Annotated in this window: 25 protein-coding genes; 9 read left to right on the forward strand and 16 right to left on the reverse strand. The window is 59.9% G+C overall.

Translation table 11 applies throughout. From position 1 onward, the window contains the following. The first annotated feature begins 39 nt into the window (after positions 1-39). The 4 genes from GDV60_RS06930 to pdxH all read left to right on the forward strand — a co-directional run bounded on the left by GDV60_RS06930 (position 40) and on the right by pdxH (position 5318). Positions 40-2295, forward strand: coding sequence for a beta-galactosidase (locus tag GDV60_RS06930; protein WP_159906689.1), 2256 nt, complete (start codon positions 40-42; stop codon positions 2293-2295). Positions 2296-2347: 52 nt separating this feature from the next. Continuing rightward, complete coding sequence (locus GDV60_RS06935) at positions 2348-3493, forward strand: serine hydrolase domain-containing protein (RefSeq protein ID WP_104911728.1); 1146 nt, start codon at positions 2348-2350, stop codon at positions 3491-3493. A 139-nt stretch (positions 3494-3632) separates the two neighbouring features. Further along, entirely contained in the window at positions 3633-4643 is a 1011-nt protein-coding gene (locus tag GDV60_RS06940) for an OmpA family protein (protein ID WP_070995760.1), read from the forward strand. Positions 4644-4670: 27 nt separating this feature from the next. Beyond that, positions 4671-5318, forward strand: coding sequence for a pyridoxamine 5'-phosphate oxidase (pdxH, locus tag GDV60_RS06945; RefSeq protein WP_029297146.1), 648 nt, complete (start codon positions 4671-4673; stop codon positions 5316-5318). Positions 5319-5362: 44 nt separating this feature from the next. Here the strand turns inward: pdxH and GDV60_RS06950 are convergent, their stop codons facing one another. Continuing rightward, the gene (locus GDV60_RS06950; RefSeq protein ID WP_070995761.1) at positions 5363-5599 is read right to left on the reverse strand and encodes a hypothetical protein; all 237 of its coding nucleotides are present in this window, start codon (positions 5597-5599) and stop codon (positions 5363-5365) included. A gap of 157 nt (positions 5600-5756) precedes the next feature. On the opposite strand from GDV60_RS06950, the gene GDV60_RS06955 reads away from it, so the two are divergent. Next, a complete protein-coding gene (locus tag GDV60_RS06955; protein WP_029297142.1) occupies positions 5757-6221 on the forward strand; it encodes a glycine zipper 2TM domain-containing protein in 465 nt (154 codons plus the stop codon). A gap of 519 nt (positions 6222-6740) precedes the next feature. Here the strand turns inward: GDV60_RS06955 and GDV60_RS06960 are convergent. The 3 genes from GDV60_RS06960 to nhaA all read right to left on the reverse strand — a co-directional run bounded on the left by GDV60_RS06960 (position 6741) and on the right by nhaA (position 8870). Then, a complete protein-coding gene (locus GDV60_RS06960; RefSeq protein ID WP_029297138.1) occupies positions 6741-7076 on the reverse strand; it encodes a hypothetical protein in 336 nt (111 codons plus the stop codon). 36 nt (positions 7077-7112) lie between these two features. Beyond that, positions 7113-7523, reverse strand: coding sequence for a colicin E3 (locus GDV60_RS06965; protein ID WP_256679363.1), 411 nt, complete (start codon positions 7521-7523; stop codon positions 7113-7115). A gap of 159 nt (positions 7524-7682) precedes the next feature. Beyond that, positions 7683-8870, reverse strand: coding sequence for a Na+/H+ antiporter NhaA (gene nhaA / locus GDV60_RS06970; protein WP_029297135.1), 1188 nt, complete (start codon positions 8868-8870; stop codon positions 7683-7685). A 216-nt stretch (positions 8871-9086) separates the two neighbouring features. Here nhaA and GDV60_RS06975 point away from each other — a divergent pair, with 216 nt between their 5' ends. After that, entirely contained in the window at positions 9087-10181 is a 1095-nt protein-coding gene (locus GDV60_RS06975; protein ID WP_029297134.1) for a PLP-dependent cysteine synthase family protein, read from the forward strand. A gap of 309 nt (positions 10182-10490) precedes the next feature. Here GDV60_RS06975 and GDV60_RS06980 read toward each other — a convergent pair whose 3' ends face one another. Both GDV60_RS06980 and GDV60_RS06985 read right to left on the reverse strand, forming a co-directional pair. Next, the gene (locus GDV60_RS06980; protein ID WP_029297133.1) at positions 10491-12104 is read right to left on the reverse strand and encodes an NAD(P)/FAD-dependent oxidoreductase; all 1614 of its coding nucleotides are present in this window, start codon (positions 12102-12104) and stop codon (positions 10491-10493) included. 106 nt (positions 12105-12210) lie between these two features. Then, positions 12211-12882, reverse strand: a complete 672-nt coding sequence (locus GDV60_RS06985; protein WP_154906454.1) for a COG3650 family protein — start codon at positions 12880-12882, stop codon at positions 12211-12213. 172 nt (positions 12883-13054) lie between these two features. On the opposite strand from GDV60_RS06985, the gene GDV60_RS06990 reads away from it, so the two are divergent. Continuing rightward, positions 13055-13411 carry a hypothetical protein gene (locus GDV60_RS06990; RefSeq protein WP_070995766.1) on the forward strand — a complete coding sequence of 119 codons (357 nt, stop codon included), beginning with the start codon at positions 13055-13057 and terminating at the stop codon, positions 13409-13411. Between the two features lie 17 nt (positions 13412-13428). Here the strand turns inward: GDV60_RS06990 and GDV60_RS06995 are convergent, their stop codons facing one another. After that, positions 13429-14028 (reverse strand): short chain dehydrogenase, encoded by a 600-nt coding sequence (locus GDV60_RS06995; protein ID WP_154906452.1) that lies wholly within the window; start codon positions 14026-14028, stop codon positions 13429-13431. A 105-nt stretch (positions 14029-14133) separates the two neighbouring features. Between GDV60_RS06995 and GDV60_RS07000 the strand changes: the two genes are divergently transcribed. Then, positions 14134-15042, forward strand: a complete 909-nt coding sequence (locus GDV60_RS07000) for a LysR family transcriptional regulator (protein WP_070995768.1) — start codon at positions 14134-14136, stop codon at positions 15040-15042. Here GDV60_RS07000 and GDV60_RS07005 read toward each other — a convergent pair. The 9 genes from GDV60_RS07005 to GDV60_RS07045 all read right to left on the reverse strand — a co-directional run bounded on the left by GDV60_RS07005 (position 15039) and on the right by GDV60_RS07045 (position 22733). Further along, a complete protein-coding gene (locus GDV60_RS07005; protein ID WP_159906691.1) occupies positions 15039-15524 on the reverse strand; it encodes a DoxX family protein in 486 nt (161 codons plus the stop codon). The two genes, GDV60_RS07000 and GDV60_RS07005, sit on opposite strands and share 4 nt — an antisense overlap. Continuing rightward, positions 15521-16285 (reverse strand): DNA-binding domain-containing protein, encoded by a 765-nt coding sequence (locus GDV60_RS07010; protein ID WP_159906693.1) that lies wholly within the window; start codon positions 16283-16285, stop codon positions 15521-15523. The genes GDV60_RS07005 and GDV60_RS07010 overlap by 4 nt, the downstream gene beginning before the upstream one ends. Further along, positions 16282-17163 carry a DUF692 domain-containing protein gene (locus GDV60_RS07015; protein ID WP_159906695.1) on the reverse strand — a complete coding sequence of 294 codons (882 nt, stop codon included), beginning with the start codon at positions 17161-17163 and terminating at the stop codon, positions 16282-16284. The genes GDV60_RS07010 and GDV60_RS07015 overlap by 4 nt, the downstream gene beginning before the upstream one ends. Before the next feature lie 22 nt (positions 17164-17185). Beyond that, complete coding sequence (locus GDV60_RS07020; RefSeq protein ID WP_159906697.1) at positions 17186-17494, reverse strand: DUF2282 domain-containing protein; 309 nt, start codon at positions 17492-17494, stop codon at positions 17186-17188. Between the two features lie 243 nt (positions 17495-17737). Beyond that, positions 17738-18439 (reverse strand): ABC transporter ATP-binding protein, encoded by a 702-nt coding sequence (locus GDV60_RS07025; RefSeq protein WP_029297115.1) that lies wholly within the window; start codon positions 18437-18439, stop codon positions 17738-17740. Continuing rightward, entirely contained in the window at positions 18440-19207 is a 768-nt protein-coding gene (livG, locus tag GDV60_RS07030) for a high-affinity branched-chain amino acid ABC transporter ATP-binding protein LivG (RefSeq protein ID WP_038446527.1), read from the reverse strand. Continuing rightward, the gene (locus GDV60_RS07035) at positions 19204-20457 is read right to left on the reverse strand and encodes a high-affinity branched-chain amino acid ABC transporter permease LivM (protein WP_029297111.1); all 1254 of its coding nucleotides are present in this window, start codon (positions 20455-20457) and stop codon (positions 19204-19206) included. The genes livG and GDV60_RS07035 overlap by 4 nt, the downstream gene beginning before the upstream one ends. After that, entirely contained in the window at positions 20454-21377 is a 924-nt protein-coding gene (gene livH, locus GDV60_RS07040; protein ID WP_029297109.1) for a high-affinity branched-chain amino acid ABC transporter permease LivH, read from the reverse strand. Before livH ends, GDV60_RS07035 begins: the two co-directional genes overlap by 4 nt. Before the next feature lie 228 nt (positions 21378-21605). Next, positions 21606-22733 (reverse strand): branched-chain amino acid ABC transporter substrate-binding protein, encoded by a 1128-nt coding sequence (locus tag GDV60_RS07045; RefSeq protein WP_159906699.1) that lies wholly within the window; start codon positions 22731-22733, stop codon positions 21606-21608. Between the two features lie 341 nt (positions 22734-23074). On the opposite strand from GDV60_RS07045, the gene GDV60_RS07050 reads away from it, so the two are divergent. Then, positions 23075-23380, forward strand: coding sequence for a DUF2288 domain-containing protein (locus GDV60_RS07050; protein ID WP_029297105.1), 306 nt, complete (start codon positions 23075-23077; stop codon positions 23378-23380). The last annotated feature ends 74 nt before the right edge of the window (positions 23381-23454 follow it).

Raw genomic sequence — 23454 nt, forward strand, 5'->3', positions numbered from 1 at the left:
TCAGGCCATTCACCGGCCGATTGGGAGAACCTTGTTCGTATGATTCGCACGCTGCCCGCTCTTTTTGCCCTGCTGTTCGCCACGCCATTGCTGGCCGCACCGGCTGGGCAACAGACGCTGTTCAACTTTGTCCGGCCGGCCGATGTGGTCAAGGTGGCGACCCAGGACGCCAGCCTGCCGCAATACAACGCTGAACAGACCCCGGAAGGCGAAGTGCTGCGCCGCATCACCTTCAACCCGGCGGCGGAGCCAAGCCTGGTGCTCAGCCCGCAGAGCGGCGTGTGGGACTGGTCGCAATCGAGTGCCATGAGCCTGCGCATCCAGAGTGCGATGGATTGGGCACTGACGTTGTACGTCAAGGTACAGAGCAGCGACGGCAAGACCCTGGTCAGCCGTATCGATTTACCGGCGGGGCCTGCGCAAACCCTGCTGGTGCCCCTGCTGGCCAACTCGCCCTTGAGCCAGGGCATGAAGGCCGGGCCGCCGATGCCCATCACTGTGGACGGTCAGCGCGTCATGCTCGCTGGCAGTGCCGGCGAAATCGATCGCAGCCAGGTGGTCTCGGTCACTCTGTCGATGATCAAGCCGGCAGCGCCGCAAAGTATCCTGCTGGAGCGCTTTGGCGTGCAGGACAGTGAACCGGTGCTCAAGGCCGCCTACAGTGAGCTGGTGGATGCCTATGGGCAGTCCAACCGCGCGCGCTGGCCAGAAAAAGTCAGCAGCGACGAGCAGTTGAAAGCCGCTGCCGCCAAGGAGCAGCAACAACTCAAGGGCTGGCTCGCAGAGCGTGACAAGAGCGCCCTGGACAAGTTTGGCGGCAGCACCAAGGGCCCGGCCTTTGAAGCCAGCGGCTTCTTCCGCACCGAAAAGCGCGACGGGCGCTGGTACCTGGTGACACCGCTGGGGCATCCGTTCTACTCCTTGGGCGTCAACACCGTGAGCCCGGACAATAGCCAGACTTATGTTGCGGGACGCGAATGGATGTTTGGCGCACTGCCCAAGGCGGGCGAGCCCTTCGACAAGTATTACGGCAGCGGTGACAACCGTGGCGGCAATGGCGCCGATGCAGGGCGCGGTTTCAATGTGGGGCGCTGGTACAACTTCTACGGTGCCAACCTGCAACGCACCTACGGCCAGGCGTGCGACCCGGCGGCCGAGGCGCAGCCCTGCACGGCCCCAGGTTTTGACCAGGCCCGCTGGACAGGCCACACCCTGGACCGCCTGCAAGCCTGGGGTTTCAACACGATCGGCAACTGGAGCACCCCGCACTTGGGTGACGCTCGTCGCGTGCCTTACACCTTGCCGCTGTCGATCATTGGCGACTACACCAGTATCAGCACCGGTATCGACTGGTGGGGTGGCATGCCCGATCCGTTCGACCCGCGCTTTGCCATGGCCACTGAGCGGGCCGTGGCGATCGCCACCCGCGACCATCGCGACGACCCCTGGTTGATTGGCTTCTTTGCCGATAACGAACTGGCATGGGCCGGTCCCGGCGATGATGCGAAATCCCGCTACGCCCTGGCCTACGGCACTCTGCGCATGACTACGGATGTGCCGGCCAAGCGCGCGTTCCTCAAGCAATTGCGCGACAAGTACCGCAACGAAGATGGCCTTTCCAAAGCCTGGGGTATCCAGCTGGCTGGCTGGGAGTTGATGGAAGATCCAGGTTTCGAGCCGCCGGTTCCCAACGCCGAGCATCCGGAAATCGAGGCTGATTTCCAATACTTCCAGAAGACCTTCGCCGACGCCTACTTCAAGACCATCTCCGATGCACTTAAATGGCATGCGCCCAACCAGTTGCTGCTGGGTGGCCGCTATGCGGTCAGCACCCCGGAGGCGGTGGCGTCCTGCGCCCAGTATTGCGATGTGTTGAGCTTCAACATGTACACCCTCAAGCCCCAGGACGGTTACGACTTTGCGGCGCTGCGCGCACTGGACAAGCCGGTGCTGATCAGCGAGTTCAACTTCGGCTCGGCCGACCGTGGCCCGTTCTGGGGTGGGGTCACGCAATTGGCACGGGAGGAGGCGCGCGCCCCGGCTTATGCGACCTTCCTCAAGCAGGCCATGGCCGAGCCGTCGATTGTCGGCGTGCACTGGTTCCAGTACCTCGACCAGCCAGTGACCGGGCGTTTACTGGACGGTGAAAACGGTCACTTCGGTCTGGTGGGGATCACCGATGTGCCGTTCCAGGGCTTTGTCGACAGTGTGCGTAAAAGCAACCTGGCGGCTATCCAGCAGTTGGCCCAGGAAGCCGAAAAAGCCAAGGCTGCAACGGGTTCCCAAACCCAGTAATGACTGGAACAATGGGCGCCACTTAACGTAGGTCTTTTCCGGGGGGATTCAGGTGCAGATTCAGGGTCATTACGAACTTCAATTCGAAGCAGTGCGTGAAGCCTTCGCCGCATTGTTTGACGACCCTCAGGAGCGCGGTGCTGCGCTGTGTGTGCAGATTGGCGGCGAAACCGTCGTCGATCTGTGGGCCGGTACCGCCGACAAGGACGGTGCCGAGGCCTGGCACAGCGACACCATTGCCAACCTGTTCTCCTGCACCAAGACCTTTACCGCTGTCACGGCCTTGCAACTGGTTGCCGAAGGCAAATTGCAACTGGACGTCCCCGTGGCCAACTACTGGCCTGAATTCGCGGCGGCGGGCAAGGAAAGCATCACCTTGCGCCAACTGCTGTGCCATAAGGCCGGGTTGCCAGCGTTGCGTGAGACGTTGCCCGCCGAAGCCCTGTATGACTGGCCGTTGATGACGGCGGCCCTGGCCGCCGAGGCTCCCTGGTGGACCCCCGGGGAAGGCCATGGCTACGCCGCCATCACCTATGGCTGGCTGGTTGGGGAACTGCTGCGCCGCGCCGATGGGCGTGGGCCGGGGGAGTCGATCGTGGCCCGGGTTGCCCGCCCGTTGGGCTTGGACTTTCACGTCGGGCTGGCGGACGAAGAGTTTTATCGTGTCGCGCACATTGCCAGGGGCAAAGGCAATATGGGGGATGAGGCGGCCCAGCGGCTATTGCAGGTCACCCTGCGTGAGCCCGAGGCAATGAGCACCCGGGCGTTTACCAATCCGCCTTCTATACTAACCAGCACTAACAAACCCGAGTGGCGTCGTATGCAGCAGCCTGCGGCAAATGGGCATGGCAATGCGCGCAGTTTGGCCGGGTTTTATAGTGGTTTGTTGGACGGAAGTTTGTTGGAAGCCGATATGCTTGAACAGCTGACCCGCGAGCACAGTATCGGGCCGGATAAAACCTTATTGACGCAAACCCGCTTTGGCCTGGGTTGCATGTTGGACCAGCCGGATGTGCCCAATGCCACGTTCGGCCTTGGCCCGCGTGCATTTGGGCATCCTGGGGCGGGTGGTTCCGTGGGCTTTGCTGACCCGGAACATGATGTAGCATTTGGTTTCGTGACCAATACTCTAGGTCCGTATGTACTTATGGACCCACGCGCGCAAAAGTTGGTAAGAATATTGGCCGGTTGTCTGTAAATAGCTTGCCGTCCGGCGTTTTTTTGTTAAAAAGGCACCTACAAAAGGCGCTTGAAAAGTATTGTTACTTTAAACTTCGTGAAGCGTCTGTTTAACGGGTCATCCAGACCCCTGTGTTTTCTCATTTTGTGGATATCTCATGTTATCGAACAAGTCCTTGGCACTGGCGCTCTGCCTAACTATTACTGGCTGTGCACAAACTCCACAAAATGATGCGTCTGGCGAGCATTGGTGGTCATTCGGGTTCGACAAGTCGGCGACCAAGGACGTTACTGCCAAAGCCGATGCCAAGGCGGCTGACGCCAAGGCCGATCTTAAGGCCGACCTGCAGGCGGCAACGCCGGCTCCATCTGCGGCCCCGGTAGTCGCCAAGACTGAAACCGACACCAAATGGTGGTGGCCGTTTGAAAGCAAGCCAAAACCCCTAAGCAAAGTCGATGTGACCAACATCCCGATGCCAGACCCGAAAATCACCCAGGCCTGGCTGGACGACTACGAGCCGCGCCTGCGCGCCGCGATCAAGGACAGCAACCTGCAACTGGAGCGTCGCGACAATGTTCTGGTGGTGATAGCCCCGGTCGATGGCTCCTACAACCCGAAACGCCCGGCGATGTTGCTGCCAGTGACCTTGGGTCCGTTCACCCGTGTGGCCAAAGCCGTTGAAAGCGATCCAAAGACCGCCGTGCTGGTGCTTGGTCATATCGACACCGTGCAAAACCAGCCCCTGACCAAAGAGCGTGCCCAGTCCATCGCGTCGATCTTCAGCCTCAGTGGCTTGAAGCAGGACCGCTTGATGTTGCGTGGCATGGGTGACCTGATGCCTCGCGCTGCCAACGACAGCACCCAGGGCCGTGCCCTGAACCGTCGCATGGAAATCATGTTCACCCAGCGCACTACCATGCTGGCACTGCTGAGCAAGTACAACTCGCCAAACCCGCCGAAGCCAGAAATGGTTGCGGTACAGGACGTGGTTGCCCCAGCGCCGGTCGCCAAGAAAGCGGTTGCCGCCAAGAAAGCACCTGCCAAGAAGGCCGCCGCCAAGCCAGCGGCGAAAAAAGCGGCCGCCAAGCCAGCAGCCAAAAAGCCAGCTGCTGCCAAGGCTGCAACGCCAGCGAAAAAAGTAGCTGCAAACGACCAGGCGAAAAACTGAGCAGTTGAGCAAGAAGGATAAAGCCGCATGACCCAGGCACTGGCTGATATGCGCCGTGACTACACACGGGACGGTTTGAGCGAGGCCCAGGCCCCGGCCGAGCCGTTTGCCTTGTTCCACCAGTGGTTCAACGACGCGGTCAAGACCGAGCAACCGCCGGTCGAGGCCAATGCCATGACCCTGGCGACCGTCGACCAGGAGGGCCGGCCTCACTGCCGCGTCCTGCTGCTCAAGGGGCTGGATGCTCAGGGCTTTACCTTCTTCACCAACTACCAGAGCGCCAAGGGCCAGCAAATGGCAGCCCGCCCGTTTGCTGCCATGACCTTCTTCTGGCCGACCCTGGAGCGCCAGGTGCGTATCGAGGGTCGGGTGGTCAAGGTCACGCCCGAGGAGTCGGACGCCTACTATCAAGTACGCCCACTGGGCAGCCGTATCGGCGCCTGGGCTTCCCCGCAAAGCCAGGTGATCCGCGATCGCCAGCAGTTGCAGGACCTGCTCACGCTGACCGAACAGCGTTTCAGCGAGACCCAGCCGGATTGTCCGGAACACTGGGGTGGTTATCGCCTGCTGCCGGAGCGCATCGAGTTCTGGCAGGGCAGGGCAAGTCGCCTGCATGATCGCTTGAACTATCGTTTGCAGGGTGCCGACTGGACACGCGAGCGATTGGCACCCTGAAAACGTCATACTTGTAGGAGCCGGCTAGCCGACTCCTACAGCCTCTACTTGACCTCATATTGCCGTGCTGCGTCCTGCAGCCACTGTGGCAAGTCCTTCCGCTTGACCTTCTCAGCCTTGGCGCGGTCCAACTGTTGCAGCATAAAGTTGCGCTTGTGCTGATCGTCTCCTGCCAGTGACAGCGCCAGGTCGCGGTCTACCCAGCGCTTGATCCGCCGGTACAGCCACCAATGGAAATACAGGCCGGCTGCGGTGGTAGCTACAATGATGAAGTAGTCCATGAAATTCCTTGTCTGGGTGCAGGTGCTACCGTTTGTCTGTTTTTGCGGTACAGCCTGTCTGTACTGGGGCTGAATGAAAGCAATTTTCTCCGGGCCGTGCCGTGACAGGCGTCAAGCAGCGGAGTCTAATAAAGATATGTCCTTTGGAGTTGATGCTATGCGTAAGTCTGTTCTGCTGGTTGCCTGCTTTACCACCATGTCGTTGCTGCTGGGTGGCTGCGCCTCCAGTTTGACCGGCGACTCGTATTCCCGTGACGAAGCCCGTCGCGTGCAGAGCGTGCGCATGGGCACCATTGAATCCCTGCGTCCGGTCAAGATCGAAGGCACCAAGACCCCAATCGGCGGCGCAGCAGGCGCAGTCATCGGCGGTGTTGGTGGTAGCGCCATCGGCGGCGGTCGCGGCAGCATCGTCACCGCCGTTATCGGTGCCGTGGCGGGCGGCCTGCTGGGCTCGGCCACCGAAGAAGGCCTGACCCGCACCCAGGGCGTTGAAATCACCGTGCGCGAAGACGACGGCAGCATGCGCGCCTACGTCCAGGCCGTGCAGGAAAACGAGATTTTCCGCATCGGCGACCGCGTGCGCATCATGACCGTAGACGGGACCAGCCGCGTTACCCGCTAAGCGTCATACAGTAAAAGAAAAACCCCGACCGGGTGACTGGTCGGGGTTTTTTTAGTTCGGCTACGGATTTTCTTAATATGATTTTTAATTTCGGGCGGGCGCGTTAAACGTTGCAGGTAAGTTGGAAGTGATGAATAGAGTCATTTATCACTCTGCCGGCTAAGGTTTCTATAGCCGTCAGTTGAGCGGGGGTCAGGTTGTAGCCCTCCCAGCCGTGTTGCTCTTCGGACCATTGCATTATGGTTTTCAACTTGTCCTCGCACCCATGAGGTAGCTCGATTACAAACACTTGGAGGTCAGTAACCTTATCGAAGGCTTCAATCAGATATCTCATGGTGCGACTCTTTTTTCTTTTTTTGGATTTTCGTGGAGATGGATTTGATTATTAACGGCTCTAGCTCACCTCCAAGTTTACTGCCGGGATATGTTGTAACCATCGACGGGCTCCATCTTTTTACTGGTTAAAGGGGCGCCGTGAAGGAAAAACTCTCAGATTGAGTGACGGGTTGGAGGGAGCGATCAGGTGAATATTTCGATGTCATCTCGCGCGCTACTTATCACGCCGCTCAGTGATGGGTGTTTTTGCCCAGCCTGGTGCATTGCCGCAGACACCTTAGCGGTGTCCAATGTTCTGAATCGACGCGCTATATGACCTACAGCGACTATGGCAGCTGAGGCAATCGCTTGGTTGTCATGACTTATATGTTCTAAGCAGGTCTCCTGAGCCCAGGCGCTATTTTTTTCATTAAGCCCGATAGAAATCAGTGCAGTTGCTACCTTTCGTTCGTCTCCAGCGGCAAGACTACTTACTGCTTCCTCATGGCTCATATCCGGGTCGTGATAGTGGATGTTCATTTTTCTGCTCCGAGAGTTTTTCCTTTGCGGTTGGTTTTACCCGCTTTTATCAGCGCATTTTTCATGTCTTGATGAAGCTCTTCCCAAGACCTCACATGGCCGTGGTAAAGCATCTGTTTCACGGCCGCCCAGCACCGCATGTTCGCCATAGTCTGCGAGGCGCTCCAGGGGAATGTAACCAGACGGGTTGTTGTAGCTGATGATGGCGTCCGGCAAGTTGCAGGACTTGGCGAAAACGCACCCGACGACAGGAGCCAGGGTCGGTTCTGACGTAGGCTGAAGCTTTGCTTCGTAGGCCTGCTGGCGTGCGAGCATTGCGTTGTAGGGTTGCTGGAGCGCCTCGCGGGCCGCCAGTTCGCGCTCGTTCATAGGTTCCAGGCGGCGATAGCCACCGGTGCCGGTCCCGTAGGAGCGCCAGACCTGCGGTCTGTCTTGGTTGTTGGCCATCATGCCCTCCTGGCGAGTTACACCGCGACATCCGTTCTTGAAGTCGGATGTGCGACGTTATGGGAGGAGCACGAGAAAAAATGTAGGAAGGTGCTGTAAGCGAGGGGAGAAGAGGCTTAAAGAATGAGGGGGCAGGAAAGCCTGCCCCCTCGTTACGCGTTACGCGTTGACCGTCACCTGCTTGCGACTGGCCATCGCCGTCACTGCATAACCAATCAATGCAGCAAGGATCGAACCGGTGAGAATGCCCATCCGGTCCATCCCGGCGTATTCGCTACTGCCTGGTACGAACGCCAGCGAACCGACAAACAGGCTCATGGTGAAGCCGATACCACACAGGATGGCCACGCCCATGACTTGGCCCCAATTGGCGCCAGTCGGCAGGGCCGCAAGGCCGGTTTTCACTGCGAGCCAGGTCAGGCCAAACACACCGACGGTCTTGCCCACCAGCAGGCCTGCGGCGATACCCATAGGCACATGGTGGGTGAAGCTTTCCAGGTTGACCCCGGCCAGTGACACACCGGCGTTGGCAAACGCGAACAGCGGCAGGATGCCGTACGCCACCCAGGGGTGCAGGGCGTGTTCCAGGCTCAGCAGGGGCGATGGCTCGGCGTTCTTGGTGCGCAGCGGAATGCAGAACGCCAGGGTGACGCCGGCCAGGGTTGCGTGCACACCACTCTTGAGTACGCAGACCCACAGGATCAGGCCGATGATCAGATAGGGCCCGAGCTTCACCACCCCCAGGCGGTTCATGGCTATCAGCGCGACAAGGCACGCGCCAGCGCCTGCCAGCGACGCGGTGGACAGGTCGCCGGAGTAGAAAATCGCGATGACAATGATGGCGCCCAAGTCATCAATGATCGCCAGGGTCATCAGGAACAGCTTCAGCGACACCGGGACACGCTTGCCCAGCAGTGCCAGCACGCCGAGGGCAAAGGCGATATCGGTGGCCATCGGGATGGCCCAGCCGCCCAGCGCCGCCGGGTTATCCTTGTTCAGCGCCCAGTAGATCAGCGCCGGCACCACCATGCCGCCGATAGCCGCTGCGCCTGGCAGCACGACCTGGGATGGCTTTGACAGGTGGCCGTCGAGCAACTCGCGCTTGACCTCCAGGCCGATCAGCAGGAAGAACAGGGCCATCAGGCCGTCGTTGATCCATAGCAGCGAAGGCTTGGCGATTTGCAGGGCGCCGATCTGGACGGCGACGGGCACTTCAAGAAAGCTGTTATAGAACGAGGACAGCGGCGAATTGTTGATGATCAGGGCCAGGGCGGCTGCAGCGATCAGTAACAGACCACTGGCCGCTTCGAGCTGGAAGAAACGGGTAAACGTGCTACGCAGAGGCAAGGGATGCTCTCCAATCAAAGTTCAATAGGGGCGTACCCTAACCCGTACTGTTAGTTGTTAAAACAAAAGTTATATTCTTTTTTGTTATATAAAAGCGCCGTTGTATGGATTGCGTCAAAGCCTGGCAATTGTGTATCGAATTGAGTCATGACTGTATCTGTGTGCAGTGTAGGAAAGTCCCTAAGATCAAGCCTGAAAACTTAATGGAGCCTGAGCATGAGCGACCACCGTCCGTGGGCCCGAGAGGCCATCCGCATTATTGAAGCGGACTTCCAGCGCAGCGCCGACACCCACCTGATCCCCCTACCGCTGCCGGGTTTGCCGGGGATCGAGTTGTATTTCAAGGATGAGTCCAGCCACCCCACCGGGAGCCTCAAGCACCGGTTGGCCCGCTCTTTGTTCCTGTATGCCCTGTGCAACGGCTGGCTCAAGCCGGGCGCGCCGGTGATCGAAGCCTCCAGCGGCTCGACGGCGATTTCCGAGGCGTACTTCGCGCGCTTGTTGGGCCTGCCGTTCATTGCGGTGATGCCGGCCACGACCTCCCAGGAAAAGATTGCGCAGATCGCCTTTTACGGCGGCAAGAGCCATCTGGTGCAGGATCCCACGCAGATCTACGCCGAATCCGAGCGCCTGGCGCAGGAAAGCGGCGGGCACTTCATGGATCAGTTCACCTACGCCGAACGGGCCACCGACTGGCGGGCGAACAACAATATTGCCGAGTCGATCTTCCAGCAGTTGCGTTTCGAGCGGCATCCCGAGCCGAGCTGGCTGATTTCCAGCCCGGGTACCGGCGGTACCACCGCGACCCTCGGGCGTTATGTGCGTTATCGCCAGCATTGCACCCGGGTGTTATGCGCCGACGCCGAGCGTTCGGTGTTCTTCGAGTATTACCAGACCGGTGACGCCAGCCTGCGCCTGGACTGCGGTTCGCGGATCGAGGGCATTGGCCGGCCACGGGTAGAAGCGTCATTTCTGCCCAAGGTGATTGATGCGATGGTCAAGGTGCCGGATGCCTTGTCGTTGGCGGCCATGCATTACCTGGCGCAACGCTTGGGACGGCGGGTCGGGGGTTCCAGCGGTACCAATCTGATTGGCGCGTTGATTGCCGCGCAGCAGATGCAGGCGGCAGGAGAGTCGGGGTCTATCGTGGCGATTCTGTGTGATGGGGGCGAGCGTTATGCCACGACCTATTACGACGATGCGTGGCTGGTCGGGCAAGGGTATGAGTTGGAGGAGCTGATTGACGCTGTTGCAGCCAGTGTCGAGCGGGGCGAGCCGTTGCCGGACAGCATCCTGCGCGCCAATATCTAAAATTTCCTGTGTATGGAGACCGTTGTGGGAGCCGGGCTTGCCCGCGATGGCCGTAGATATCTACACAACTCTCCAGTGGCGAGCGGGCTTGCCCCGCGCTGGGCTGCGAAGCAGCCCCAAAAAGCCCTCCGCGTTTCTTCAGATAAACCTCTGATGGCCGGGTTTAGGGCTGCTTCGCAGCCCAGCGCGGGGCAAGCCCGCTCGCCACAGGAAAGTTCGTCAGTTTCTGAAAGTTGTGTAGATACCTATGGTGGCCATCTCGGGCAAGTCCGGCTCCCACGATAGAGAGGGGCGTTTGCGGGTGAGCTGTCAGGCCTCGATGCCGAGGATATCCCGGGCCACGGCTTCGGCAATCCGAATCCCGTCAACGCCTGCCGACAAGATCCCACCGGCATAACCGGCGCCTTCGCCGGCCGGGAACAGGCCTTTGACATTCAAGCTCTGCATCGACGCATCGCGAGTGATCCGCAGCGGCGACGAAGTGCGGGTCTCGATCCCGGTCAGTACCGCGTCGTGCAGCGAGTAGCCCTTGATCTGCTTCTCAAAGGCCGGCAACGCTTCGCGGATGGCCTCGATGGCGAAGTCTGGCAAGGCCAGGGCCAAGTCACCGAGGGCTACACCTGGCTTGTAGGACGGTTCTACAGTTCCAATGGCGGTGGACGGCTTGCCGGCGATGAAATCACCGACCAGTTGCGCCGGCGCTTCGTAGTTGCTGCCGCCGAGGATGAACGCGTGGGACTCCAGACGCTCCTGCAATTCGATCCCGGCCAGAGGGCCACCCGGGTAGTCCACTTCCGGGGTGATGCCGACCACGATCCCGGAGTTGGCATTGCGCTCGTTACGCGAGTACTGGCTCATGCCATTGGTCACGACCCGATTTGGCTCGGAAGTGGCCGCAACCACCGTACCGCCCGGGCACATACAGAAGCTATATACCGAACGGCCGTTCTTGGCGTGGTGCACCAGCTTGTAGTCGGCCGCGCCCAGTTTCGGGTGCCCGGCATACTTGCCCAGGCGTGCGGCGTCGATCAGCGATTGCGGGTGTTCGATGCGAAAGCCCACCGAAAACGGCTTGGCTTCCATGTACACACCACGGCCGTGGAGCATACGGAAGGTGTCGCGGGCGCTGTGGCCGAGGGCAAGAATCACGTGCTTGGAGAGGATCTGTTCGCCCCCAGCGACCACCACGCCATTCAACTGGCCGTCTTCGATCAGCACGTCGGTGACCCGTTGTTCAAAACGGACCTCACCGCCCAGGGCGATGATCTGCTGGCGCATGTTTTCCACCACACCGGTCAGGCGGAAGGTGCCGATGTGCGGCTTGCTGACATAGAGGATCTCATCCGGCGCGCCGGCCTTGACGAACTCATGCAAGACCTTGCGCCCGTGGAACTTCGGGTCCTTGATCTGGCTGTAGAGCTTGCCGTCGGAAAAGGTCCCGGCGCCGCCCTCGCCGAACTGCACGTTGGACTCGGGGTTGAGTACGCTTTTGCGCCACAGGCCCCAGGTGTCCTTGGTACGTTGGCGCACTTCGCGGCCGCGTTCGAGGATGATCGGCTTGAAACCCATCTGCGCCAGCAACAACCCGGCAAAGATCCCGCAAGGGCCGAAGCCGACAACGATGGGCCGCTCGCTCAGGTCTGCCGGCGCCTGGCCCACGACCTTGTAGCTGACATCGGGCGCGGCATTGATATTGCGGTCGTCGGCGAACTTGAGCAGCAGGGCAGCTTCACCCTTGACCTCAAGGTCGACGGTGTAGATAAAGCACAGCTCCGACGATTTCTTGCGCGCATCGTAGCTGCGTTTGAACAGGGTGAAATCGAGCAGATCATCACTGGCGATGCCCAGGCGCTGCACGATGGCAGGCCGCAGGTCTTCTTCGGGATGGTCGATGGGCAGCTTGAGTTCGGTGATTCGTAGCATGACAGGATCCGATATGCGGCGTTTGGTAGGGCCGGCGGTTTTGCAAACCGGCGATTATAAGCCCCAACGACGCATTCCCGTCATGCTAAAACCGCCCAGGGGCGAATCAGTCGTCTCGCGAGCCGCCAAATGCCGCGCAGCCACGCTGCACTTGACCGTTGATCCGAAGTTCGGCGCTCATGTGTTGCAGGCTGCCGCTGACGCTATCGATGCAGCGCTGGGGCGCGACCCACAGTTCAATCTGCTGGCCGTTGGCTTCGGTGGTGAGGTTGAAACGGCCGTCACCCAGTTGCTCTTCCACATAAGGCACCGGCAACGGTGGCTGGCCTTCGCGTTGCAGGACCATGCCCTTGTTGGTCACATTCAGTGCCCAGGCTGGCTTGTGCCCGTTGGCTCGCAGGATCATGCGCTTGAAGTCCGGGTCGTCACAGGCTGAGGTCGAGCGTTCGACGCGGTACAGCTGTTGCAGCTCCACCTGGCCCTGGGTGCCGCTGGCGACCCCGGAAAATTTGCCGCGCAAGTCGGCAAACAACGCCCCTTGCTGGCCGGCCAGGGACGCCGCTTCCTGGAGGATGCTGGTACCGCCGGTATCGTTGACCACGTAGTTACGCTGGTCATGGCAGGGCTGGAACAGCAATTTGTCGCCGATGGCCGTCAACTCGCCTTGCATGCGAGTCAGGCCCGCAGTGGAGGGCGTCGCCGGATCGCGTTCAAACACCTGGCAGGCAGCGAACAAGGGCAGCAGGGCAAACAGAGCAAGGGTACGGGCGGCAAACATTATCGGGTCTCCTGACAAGTGCCGCCACGTTACGCAGGCTGGCGCTGCATCACAAGCCGAGGATGGCGGGCGATTAGGTTTCAGCATTTTAATGGCGCGCGGATTTAAGCCTTTTCCTCTGTTTGCTGTGCCAACCTTGTGCAACGTTCAAGCTTTTCAAAGGAGCACGTGTATGAGCCTTCGATGGGCCTTTTTCGCCCTGGTCTGGATGACGCCCCTGGCCTGGGCCCAGGCTCCGGCCAAGCTGTTCTACAGCTCACAGACCGACTTTACCGAGATCACGGTGAGCCTGAAAAAAGCCTCTGTGCCCCGGCCTGAGTTTATTCAAGTCAACGTGACGCTGACGCCCGAGGCCAGGGCTCGTACCAAAGCCCTGAGCCTGTTGGCCATGCACAAACGGATAACGCTGTATCTCAATGGCCGGCAGCTCAATACCGCGACGGTTCAGAGTGTCCTTGACGGCCCCGACCTGACGTTTTCCATTCCCCGTGACCAGTTGCTGGAGATGATGCCATCGCTGCTCGAGTGATACTGGCCGGCCGCCGTTCAGCCGACGATGTAAGTCTGTCCGGTCTGTAAGCCTTCAACACTCTTTGCGTAGGCTAATGCCACCTCCGCCGCAGGAACCGGCTTGAAGCCCCTGAAGTACGGCGCATAGCTACCCATAGCCTCTACCAACACGGTCGGGCTGACCGAATTGATGCGCAAGCCCCGTGGCAATTCAATCGCCGCCGCTTTGATGAAGGCATCGATGGCGCCATTGACCAGTGCGGCCGAAGCGCCGGTGCGGATCGGGTCGCGATTGAGGATGCCGCTGGTGAAGGTGAACGACGCACCGTCGTTGGCAAACTCGCGGCCGATCAGCAGCAGGTTGACCTGGCCCATCAGTTTGTCTTGCAGGCCGAGGTCGAAGTGGCTGGCATCCATGTCGCCCAGGGGCACGAAGTTGACGTTGCCGGCGGCGCATACCAGGGCGTCGAACTTGCCAGTTTGCGCAAACAGTTGGCGGATCGACGCGCTGTTGCTGATATCGACCTGAAAGTCGCCGCTCTGGCGACCAATGCTGATCACTTCGTGGCGCTGGGACAGCTCGGCCTTGACTGCCGAGCCCACCGTGCCGCTGGCGCCAATCAACAGGATTTTCATGGTGTGGTACCTCAAAGGGTTCAAGTGAGCCTGCAGTCTAGAGTGGTTTTTTCGGCAGATAAGCGCACTAATAGGCAACCTTTGGTTTTCAATTGGAAACAATCCATGAGCGAGATGGACGACCTGGCGGCGTTTGCGGTGTTGATCGAAGCCGGCAGCTTTACCCTGGCAGCCCAGCAACTGGGCTGCAGCAAGGGGCAGCTGTCCAAGCGCATCAGCCAGCTGGAGGCACAGTTCTCGGTGGTGTTACTGCACCGCACCACCCGCCGACTCAATCTGACCGCTGCCGGCGCGGCCTTGCTGCCACAAGCCCAGGCGCTGGTCATCCAGGTGGACCGCGCACGTCAGGCATTGGCCCGGCTGAAAGACGATGTGGCCGGGCCGGTGCGTATGACGGTTCCGGTTTCCCTGGGCGAAACCTTCTTTGATGGCCTGTTATTGGAGTTTTCCCGCCAGTACCCGCAAGTGCAGGTCGAAGTGGATCTGAGCAATAATTATCGCGACTTGGCCAGGGACGGTTTTGATCTGGCGGTACGCTCAGAGGTTGCCAACGATGAGCGCCTGGTCGCCAAGCCCCTGTTGGCCTGGCATGAAATGACCTGTGCCAGCCCAGCATATCTGCAACAGTACGGTGAGCCGCTGACACCCGCGGATCTGGTTGGGCACCGCTGTTTACTCAACAGCCATTACAGTGGGCGTGAAGAGTGGTTGTATCACCAGCAGCACGAGCTGTTGCGAGTGCGGGTGGATGGCACGTTTGCCTCCAACCACTACAACCTGCTGAAAAAGGCCGCGCTGGTGGGGGCCGGTATCGCACGGTTGCCGTCCTATCTGTTGCAAGAGGAATTGGCTGACGGCCGGCTTCGTTGGCTCTTGCGTGATTATCAGACCCGCAGCATGCCGATGTACCTGGTGCACCCATATCAGGGCGGGCTACCGCGTCGCACCCAAGTGCTGGCCGATTACCTGGTGGGCTGGTTCAAGCGCAACGGCGAAGCGTTGGACCGGCTCTAGCGCCAGCGCCGGGCGATCCAGTGATCAATCGATAGCCGTCCTGGCCCCTTGGCCATCAATACCAGGAGCAACGCGCTCCAGGTGCCGTGGGTCGGGTAGGCATCCGGATAGACAAACAGCTGAATCACCAGGGTCATGCCCAGTAACGCCAGCGCTGAAAAACGCGTGGCGAGCCCCAGCAGAATCAGGACCGGGAAAAGGTGCTCGGCGAACGTCGCCAGGTAGGCGGCCACTTCTGCTGGCACAAACGGTAGCCGGTATTCACTTCGAAACAACGGCACGGTGGAGCTGGCCAGGTGGGGCATGCCCAGTTCGAAGGTGCCGTCTATCAGGTCGACGGCAAACCCCTGGACCTTGGTCTGGCCGGACTTCCAGAACACCGCTGCAATGGAAAAGCGTGCGACAAGGGCGATCAGGCTGTAGGGGATTTTTTCGAAGGTTTGAGTGATGCGTGCACTCAGGCACGGGGCGGCAGTATTCATGGGTGTACCTTGATTTGGGTGATGGCGCGGTGGTTGATCAGCAGTCCCAGGCATTGGTGCAGGTCGAATTCGCTGGCCGCGTCGAGGGCGTATGCCATCGCCATTTCCAGGGGCCAATCGTTGTTCAGGCTGTTGATGAAGGTCACGCAGCCGCTGTCGATGCAAAACACTTCGACCTCCAGGCCGTTGCGCAGGACCATCGCACTTTGCCCATGCCAGGGGTCGAGTCGGGCGACGGGGTCGGTGGTTTGGTGCGCAGCCCATAGGGCCACCACGGCGTAGTCCGAGCGCAAGGTGGCAACGCAGGGATGCAATTGCAGGCGCACGTTGCCCAGACTTGATAACTGCTGCAGTTGGTTCACCACGGCGTGTGGATTGGCCACGGGGGTGTCAATGGCGTGATATGCACTGATGCGCAAGCGTTCCAGTCGAGCCACGTCGGCCACGTACGGCACATCGGCAGCGGGGGCGAAGCCCTTGATAAAGTCCGCCAGGTCACTGCCGTAGTCGTGGAGCAGCGGGCTGATAGGCGGATACGCCTGGATATACAACCCCGCCATCGCCCGGAAAAAATGCTCGCCCACCAGTTGTTGGGTCACCGGATAACTGTCGGCCAGGGCGTTGATCAATGAGCTGTGGACGTTATTGCGATACACCGCAAAACGGCTGGCAGGCTCGGCGCCATTGCGGCTGAATAATCCATCCGGGCATGGCAGGCCCGGCGTAAGCAGGGCCTGGGCGAACTGTTCGTGCCGGTTCATGGGTGCACCGCCGCAGCCAGCAGATGCTGGTCCGCTTGCCGGGCTTCGGCGTGCAATACGCTAAAGGCCGGTACATCGTTGTCGCGCTCGATCAGCGTAGCCACCGGGCCGGTGCGTTGCAGTGCCTGTTGATACAACTGCCAGACGGCGTTGTCGACCGGCGCTCCGTGGTCATCGATCAGCAGGCGATCACCGAGGCTGTCGGCATCTTCGGCAAAACCCGCCAGATGAATCTCGCCCATGCTGTGCAAAGGCAAGGCATTGAGGTAGGCCAACGGATCCTGCTGATGATTGATGCAGGACACATACACATTGTTCACGTCCAGCAACAAGCCGCAGCCGGTGCGCTGGATGACCTCGCTGATAAAGTCGGTTTCGTCCAGGGAGGAGTGTTGGAACAGCAGGTAGGTCGACGGGTTCTCCAGCAACATGCGCCGCTTGAGCGTGCTTTGTACCTGGTCAATGTGTTCGCACACCCGCTTGAGGGTTGCGTCGTCATAGGCCAGGGGCAGCAGATCATTGAGAAACACCGGGCCGTGGCTGGACCACGCCAGGTGTTCGGAAAAGGAGTGGGGTTGATAGCGTTCCACCAGTGCCGCCAGGCGCGCCAAGTGAGCGTGGTCCAGCGGGCCTTCGCCGCCGATGGACAGGCCGACGCCGTGCAGCGACAGCGCATAGTGCTCGCGGATCAACCCCAGGTAGTGGTGGAACGGTCCGCCGGCCACCATATAGTTTTCGGCGTGGACCTCAAAAAAACCAATGTCGGGCAGGGTGGCGAGCACTTGCTGGAAGTGCTCGCTCTTGAGCCCCAGCCCGGCCCGGCGCGGAAGGCCGGGAGCCTGAGCCTGGGCGACATCAGGCAGGGATGAAAGCGTCATCGTCAGTACTCAGGCGGGGGATTCAGGATTTGGCCTTGAAGGCTTCCAGTTGGCCAAAACCGGTTGGCGAGGTTTTGCTTTCCATCTTCATGCAGGTGCCCTCGGGGACCAGGTTCCAGGCGTTGGCCTGGTAGTCGGTTTTCGAGGTGCCCGCGCAGGTGGTGCCAGCGCCTGCGGCGCAGTCGTTCTTGCCTTTGAGGGCGACGCCAAAGCATTTTTCCATCTTCGGCTCGTCGGCATGGGCGACAGTGGTCAGGGTGCTCAGGCTCAAGGCAGAACCCAGGGCCAGGACGAGGGTGGCGACGGACAGCGAACGGGTGGTAGTGGTCATGGTGTTTCTCCAGTAGTGAGGTAGGTAAGAAAGCGTTTGTGCTTGCTTACCCCACTAGAGAAAGGGGGGAGGGGATCGTTACACGGGGATCGAAGAAAACTTGAAAACAACGCAAATTCTACGGTTCACACAAAACAAATGTGGGAGCGGGCTTGCCCGCGATAGAGGTGTGTCAGCCAATACATCCGGCCCTGGCACTCCGCCATCGCGGGCAAGCCCGCTCCCACATTTTTTACGCCGTTTTTAGCCGCCCAGGTACGCCTCGCGCACTTTCGGGTCGGTCAGCAATTGCTCGCCGCTGCCCTGCATCACCACCCGGCCGTTTTCCAGTACATAGGCACGGTCGGCAATTTTCAACGCCTGGTTGGCGTTCTGCTCCACCAAAAACACCGTCACACCGTCCTTGCGCAGTTGCTCGATGATGTCGAAGATCTGCTGGATGATGATCGGCGCCAGGCCCAGGGAAGGTTCGTCCAACAGCAGCAGCTTAGGCTTGCTCATCAGCGCACGGCCGATGGCGAGCATCTGCTGTTCGCCGCCGGACATGGTGCCGCCGCGCTGGCTGAAACGCTCCTTGAGCCTAGGGAATAGGTGCAGCACCTTGTCCATCTGCTCCTGGTAATCGCCCTTGTCGGTAAAGAACCCGCCCATGGCGAGGTTTTCTTCCACGGTCAGGCGGGCAAACACCCGACGGCCTTCCGGGACCACGGCAATGCTCTTGCGCATGATCGCTGCCGAGTGCTGGCCCACCAGTTCCTCACCCATGTAGCGGATGCTGCCGCTGTGAGCCTGGGGCGAACCGCACAGGGTCATCAGCAAGGTGGACTTGCCGGCACCGTTGGCACCGATCAGGGTGACGATCTCGCCCTGGCGCACTTCCACGTTGACGTCGTGCAGGGCCTGGATCTTGCCGTAGAAAGTGGAAACGTTTTCGAATTGCAGCATTTACGCTTCCCCCAAATAGGCTTTGATCACTTCCGGGTTGTCGCGGATCTGCTCCGGCGTCCCGTTGGCCAATGGCGTGCCCTGGTTGATCACGACGATATGGTCGGAAATGCTCATGACCAGTTTCATGTCGTGCTCGATCAGCAGCACGGTGGCGTTGTTTTCTTCACGCAGCACACCGATCAACGCCTTGAGGTCTTCGGTTTCCTTGGGGTTGAGGCCTGCCGCCGGTTCGTCGAGCATCAGGATCCGCGGGCGGGTCATCATGCAGCGGGCGATTTCCAGGCGACGTTGCTGACCATAGGCCAGGGTGCCGGCTGGGCGGTTGGCAAACTCGGTGAGGTTGACCTTGTCCAGCCAATACGCGGCGTACTCCATGGCCTCGCGCTCGCTCTTGCGGAACGCCGGAGTCTTGAACAGGCCTGCGAAGAAGTTGGTGTTCAGGTGACGGTGCTGGGCAATCAGCAGGTTTTCCACTGCGGTCATGTCCTTGAACAACCGCACGTTCTGGAAGGTCCGCACCACGCCCTTGCGGGCGATCTCGTGACCGGCCAGGCCCTGGATCGGCTGGCCGTCCAGCAGGATGCTGCCACCGGCCGGCTTGTAGAAACCGGTCAGGCAGTTGAACACCGTGGTCTTGCCGGCGCCGTTGGGGCCGATCAAGGCGACCACTTGTTTCTCTTTGACGGTCAGGGCAACGCCATTGACCGCCAGCAAGCCGCCGAAGCGCATGCTCAGGTTTTCGACTTTCAGGATCTCGCGGCTCATTTGCGCAGCTCCATATGTGGACGTTGCATGGGCAGCAGGCCTTGAGGGCGCCAGATCATCATCAGCACCATCATGGCGCCGAACATCAACATGCGGTACTCGCTGAACTCACGCATCAGTTCCGGCAGCAGGATCATCACGATGGCCGCAAGAATCACGCCCAACTGCGAGCCCATGCCACCCAATACCACGATGGCGAGGATGATTGCCGACTCGATGAAGGTAAACGACTCCGGCGTCACCAGGCCTTGGCGAGCAGCAAAGAAGCTACCGGCAAAACCGGCGAACGCAGCACCCAGGGTAAAGGCGGAGAGCTTGATGATGGTCGGGTTCAGGCCCAGCGCGCGGCAAGCGATTTCGTCTTCACGCAGCGCTTCCCACGCGCGCCCGATCGGCATGCGCAGCAGGCGGTTGATCACGAACAGCGCGGCCAGGGCCAGCAGCAGGGCGACCAGGTACAGGAACACCACCTTGCTCACCGGGTTGTAGGCAATCCCGAAGTACTCGTGGAAGGTCTGCATGCCCTCGGCAGCGGAGCGATCAAACGACAAGCCGAAGAACGTTGGCTTGGGAATGCTGCTGATGCCGTTGGGACCCCCGGTGATATCGGTGAGGTTACGCAGGAACAGGCGGATGATTTCACCGAAGCCCAGGGTCACGATGGCCAGGTAGTCACCGCGCAGGCGCAACACCGGGAAGCCCAGCAGGAAGCCGAACGTCGCCGCCGCCATGCCGGCCAATGGCAGGCAGATCCAGAAGCTCCAGCCCAGGTAGTGCGAGAGCAGCGCGTAGGTGTAGGCACCCACTGCGTAGAAGCCCACGTAACCCAGGTCGAGCAGCCCGGCCAGGCCCACCACGATGTTCAGGCCCAAGCCCAGCAACACGTAGATCAGGATCAGGGTGGCAATATCCACCGCACCACGGGAGCCGAAGAATGGCCAGATCAACGCGGCCACGATCAGGCCGATGATGATGTAGCGCTGGGTGCGCGGCAGGGTCAGGAACTGGCTGACCTTGGGCGAGACCAGCGGGCCCCGGTTGGACTTGAGCAGCGCACCAACCTGCTGGGTGAACAGTACCCGCAGGAACATCAGCACCGAGCACAGGGCGATGATGGTCAGTGTCACCGGCCCGGTGCCGTGTACTTCAAGGTTGATCCCGACAATGCTCAACTTGAGCCCGAGTACCGGAAAGGCCACGGCCCATACCAGCAAGGCGCTGAAAAACGCCGATTTAAGATATCTGCTCATACTTTCTCAACCTCCGGACGGCCCAGGATGCCGGTCGGCCGGAATAACAGCACCAGAACCAATAGACCGAAGGCCACCACGTCCTTGTACTGGTCGCCGAAGATATCGGCACCAAAGGCTTCGGCCACACCCAGCACCAGCCCCCCGAGCATGGCGCCCGGAATACTGCCGATGCCGCCCAGAACCGCCGCGGTAAAGGCTTTGAGGCCCACCAGGAAGCCGGCGTTGGGGTTGATCACGCCATACTGCATGCTCAGCAGCACTGCCGCGACGGCGGCCAATGCGGCACCGATCACGAAGGTCAGGGCAATGATGTTGTTGGTGTTGATGCCCAACAGGTTGGCCATCTTGATGTCTTCGGCGCAGGCCCGGCAGGCGCGCCCCAGACGGGAGCGGGAGATGAACAGGGTCAGGCCGAGCATCGCCACCAGGGTGACGACGAAGACTAGGATCTGCATGTAGGAAATCAGGACTTCTTCTGCACCGCCCGGCCCGAAGGAAATACTGCCCGGGATCAGGTTGGGAATGGACTTGTCCTTGGAGTCCTGGGACAGCAATACGGTGTTCTGTAGGAAAATCGACATGCCGATGGCGGAAATCAACGGGATCAACCGGTTGCTGCCACGCAAGGGGCGGTACGCAACGCGTTCGATACTGTAGCCGTAGGCACTGGTTACGACGATTGACGCAAGGAACGCGGCAGTCATCAACAGCGGCAGGGAGTGGATACCCATCATGGCCAACCCGGCAATGGCGATGAAAGCCACATAGGAGCCAATCATGTACACCTCGCCGTGGGCGAAGTTGATCATTCCAATGATGCCGTAAACCATTGTGTAGCCAATGGCTATCAAGGCATAGGTGCTGCCAATGGTCAGGCCATTAACCAGCTGTTGGAAAAAATGATAGATCTCAGGCATTACAGCGCTCCTAAAAACCCGATACGCATTTCACTGGTGGAGTCATCTTCCAGCCTGGTGCTGTGTTCTGTGAGCACATTTGCACAAAGCATTTGCCAGCGAACCGCTGGTGACGGTTTTAAGATTTTCAGGTGAACCAGCGCCCGGATCGCGGGTGCGTGGCCCATAAACCTCGTAAAACAAAACCCACTGCTTGCACAGTGGGCTTGTTGTCCAGTAACGCCTGGCTTACTGAGGGGAAACTTCGGTTTTTGGTTGACCGAAGTGCCATTCGTAGACCACGAACTTGAAGTCTTTCAGGTCGCCCTTGGCGTCGAAGCTCAGGTCGCCGGTCGGGGTCTTGAAGGTACCCGCGTGGATGGCCTCGGCCACTTTGGTGGTGTCTTCGCTTTTGGCAGCAGCGATGCCGCCGGCGATGATTTCCACCGCCGAGTAGGCTGGGAACACGAACGGACCGCTTGGGTCTTTGCCGTCAGCCTTGAGTGCGTCGACGATTGCCTTGTTGGCAGGGTCTGCGTCGAAGGATTTCGGCAGGGTGACCAGCAGGCCTTCGGAGGCTTTCTGGGCGATTTGCGAGATGGAGTCGTTGCCGACGCCTTCCGGACCCATGAACTTGGCTTTCAGGCCTTTTTCCTGGGACTGGCGCAGGATCAGGCCCAGTTCTGGGTGGTAGCCGCCGTAGTAGACGAAGTCGACGTTGGCTTGCTTGAGCTTCTGGATAATCGAGGAGAAGTCCTTGTCGCCGGCGTTCAGGCCTTCGAAGACGGCGACTTTCACGCCTTTTTCTTCCAGGGTCTTCTTCACGGCAGACGCGATGCCTTCACCGTATTGTTGCTTGTCGTGCAGTACTGCAACGACCTTCGGCTTGACGTGGTCGGCGATGTAGTTGCCGGCCGCTGGGCCCTGGGCGCTGTCCAGGCCGATGGTACGGAAGACCAGCTTGTAGCCACGAGCGGTGATATCCGGGCTGGTGGCAGCCGGCGTGATCATGATCACACCTTCGTCTTCGTAGATGTCGGTAGCGGGTTGAGTGGAGCTGGAGCAGAGGTGGCCGACCACGAACTTGACGCCGTCGTTGACCACTTTGTTGGCTACGGCAACGGCTTGTTTAGGGTCGCAAGCGTCATCGTATTCCTTGGCTTCGAGCATCTTGCCGTCGACACCGCCCTTGGCGTTGATGTCTTTGATGGCTTGCTTGGCGCCCATGAACTGCATATCGCCGTATTGGGTCACAGGGCCGGTTTTAGGGCCGGCAATACCGATCTTGATGGTGTCAGCTGCGAACGAATGGCCGGCAACCCCAGCCAGGACCATAGCGGCAAACAGTTTGGAAATCTGCTTAGTAGCCTTATTCATAGTGCTCCACTCTTACTGTTGTATTTTTTATAGTTCTAGCGGCCTTGTGGGCTACAGAACCGGATCAGATATCTCGGATATCCCCCCGGCAGCGGCCTGGCAACTGTACCGGTACAGTGTAGAGCGCCGGTTGATCGCTTGAAAAGCTAGCTACTGGGGGCAAACCCTGGGTATGTCGCTTAAATGAAAGAAAAAGACAGAATTGCGGCGGGTGAATGCCAGAGTCTCGGGCAATCCTTGGCGTTCCTGACGCTTTCAATCGGTGCCTCAATTGCAACTGGGTTTTTCTGAGGAAGTCTCGACGGTATGATTGCGCCGATTTTTTCCTCAGGTGAGTTCCCATGACGCAAGAACCTAGCACCCTCTATGCCAAGCTGCTCGGCGAAACCGCGGAAATTTCCTGGAAGGAGCTTGAGCCGTTCTTCGCCAAGGGTGCCCTATTGTGGGTCGACGCGGGCCTGGATTTGATCGAAGCCGCCGAGGGCATGGCCGAGGATAGCCGGGACAAAGTGGCCGCCTGGCTGGCCTCGGGGAGCCTTGGCGAAGTGTCTGCGACGCGGGCATTGGACCTGCTGGAGCGTGATCCGAGCCTGTGGGCGGTGGTGGTTTCGCCGTGGATTCTGATCCAGGAAAGGGCATCGAATTAAATGCTCGCACTGAAATGGTGCGAGTTTTTCCCGGTGGGAAGTGTGTAGCGGAGTAACCGCTTTCGCCATGATGG

Source organism: Pseudomonas sp. DTU12.1 (genome assembly GCF_009873475.1).
Classification (GTDB): domain Bacteria; phylum Pseudomonadota; class Gammaproteobacteria; order Pseudomonadales; family Pseudomonadaceae; genus Aquipseudomonas; species Aquipseudomonas proteolytica.

What these genes read in the sequence shown, in the direction of transcription:
- GDV60_RS06930 (WP_159906689.1), top strand. Translation starts at nt 40, where the DNA reads ATGATTCGCACGCTGCCCGCTCTTTTTGCCCTGCTGTTCGCCACGCCA.
- GDV60_RS06940 (WP_070995760.1), top strand. Translation starts at nt 3,633, where the DNA reads ATGTTATCGAACAAGTCCTTGGCACTGGCGCTCTGCCTAACTATTACT.
- pdxH (WP_029297146.1), top strand. Translation starts at nt 4,671, where the DNA reads ATGACCCAGGCACTGGCTGATATGCGCCGTGACTACACACGGGACGGT.
- GDV60_RS06950 (WP_070995761.1), bottom strand. Translation starts at nt 5,599, where the DNA reads ATGGACTACTTCATCATTGTAGCTACCACCGCAGCCGGCCTGTATTTC.
- GDV60_RS06955 (WP_029297142.1), top strand. Translation starts at nt 5,757, where the DNA reads ATGCGTAAGTCTGTTCTGCTGGTTGCCTGCTTTACCACCATGTCGTTG.
- GDV60_RS06960 (WP_029297138.1), bottom strand. Translation starts at nt 7,076, where the DNA reads ATGAACATCCACTATCACGACCCGGATATGAGCCATGAGGAAGCAGTA.
- GDV60_RS06965 (WP_256679363.1), bottom strand. Translation starts at nt 7,523, where the DNA reads ATGGCCAACAACCAAGACAGACCGCAGGTCTGGCGCTCCTACGGGACC.
- GDV60_RS06975 (WP_029297134.1), top strand. Translation starts at nt 9,087, where the DNA reads ATGAGCGACCACCGTCCGTGGGCCCGAGAGGCCATCCGCATTATTGAA.
- GDV60_RS06980 (WP_029297133.1), bottom strand. Translation starts at nt 12,104, where the DNA reads ATGCTACGAATCACCGAACTCAAGCTGCCCATCGACCATCCCGAAGAA.
- GDV60_RS06985 (WP_154906454.1), bottom strand. Translation starts at nt 12,882, where the DNA reads ATGTTTGCCGCCCGTACCCTTGCTCTGTTTGCCCTGCTGCCCTTGTTC.
- GDV60_RS06990 (WP_070995766.1), top strand. Translation starts at nt 13,055, where the DNA reads ATGAGCCTTCGATGGGCCTTTTTCGCCCTGGTCTGGATGACGCCCCTG.
- GDV60_RS06995 (WP_154906452.1), bottom strand. Translation starts at nt 14,028, where the DNA reads ATGAAAATCCTGTTGATTGGCGCCAGCGGCACGGTGGGCTCGGCAGTC.
- GDV60_RS07000 (WP_070995768.1), top strand. Translation starts at nt 14,134, where the DNA reads ATGAGCGAGATGGACGACCTGGCGGCGTTTGCGGTGTTGATCGAAGCC.
- GDV60_RS07005 (WP_159906691.1), bottom strand. Translation starts at nt 15,524, where the DNA reads ATGAATACTGCCGCCCCGTGCCTGAGTGCACGCATCACTCAAACCTTC.
- GDV60_RS07010 (WP_159906693.1), bottom strand. Translation starts at nt 16,285, where the DNA reads ATGAACCGGCACGAACAGTTCGCCCAGGCCCTGCTTACGCCGGGCCTG.
- GDV60_RS07015 (WP_159906695.1), bottom strand. Translation starts at nt 17,163, where the DNA reads ATGACGCTTTCATCCCTGCCTGATGTCGCCCAGGCTCAGGCTCCCGGC.
- GDV60_RS07020 (WP_159906697.1), bottom strand. Translation starts at nt 17,494, where the DNA reads ATGACCACTACCACCCGTTCGCTGTCCGTCGCCACCCTCGTCCTGGCC.
- GDV60_RS07025 (WP_029297115.1), bottom strand. Translation starts at nt 18,439, where the DNA reads ATGCTGCAATTCGAAAACGTTTCCACTTTCTACGGCAAGATCCAGGCC.
- livG (WP_038446527.1), bottom strand. Translation starts at nt 19,207, where the DNA reads ATGAGCCGCGAGATCCTGAAAGTCGAAAACCTGAGCATGCGCTTCGGC.
- GDV60_RS07035 (WP_029297111.1), bottom strand. Translation starts at nt 20,457, where the DNA reads ATGAGCAGATATCTTAAATCGGCGTTTTTCAGCGCCTTGCTGGTATGG.
- livH (WP_029297109.1), bottom strand. Translation starts at nt 21,377, where the DNA reads ATGCCTGAGATCTATCATTTTTTCCAACAGCTGGTTAATGGCCTGACC.
- GDV60_RS07045 (WP_159906699.1), bottom strand. Translation starts at nt 22,733, where the DNA reads ATGAATAAGGCTACTAAGCAGATTTCCAAACTGTTTGCCGCTATGGTC.
- GDV60_RS07050 (WP_029297105.1), top strand. Translation starts at nt 23,075, where the DNA reads ATGACGCAAGAACCTAGCACCCTCTATGCCAAGCTGCTCGGCGAAACC.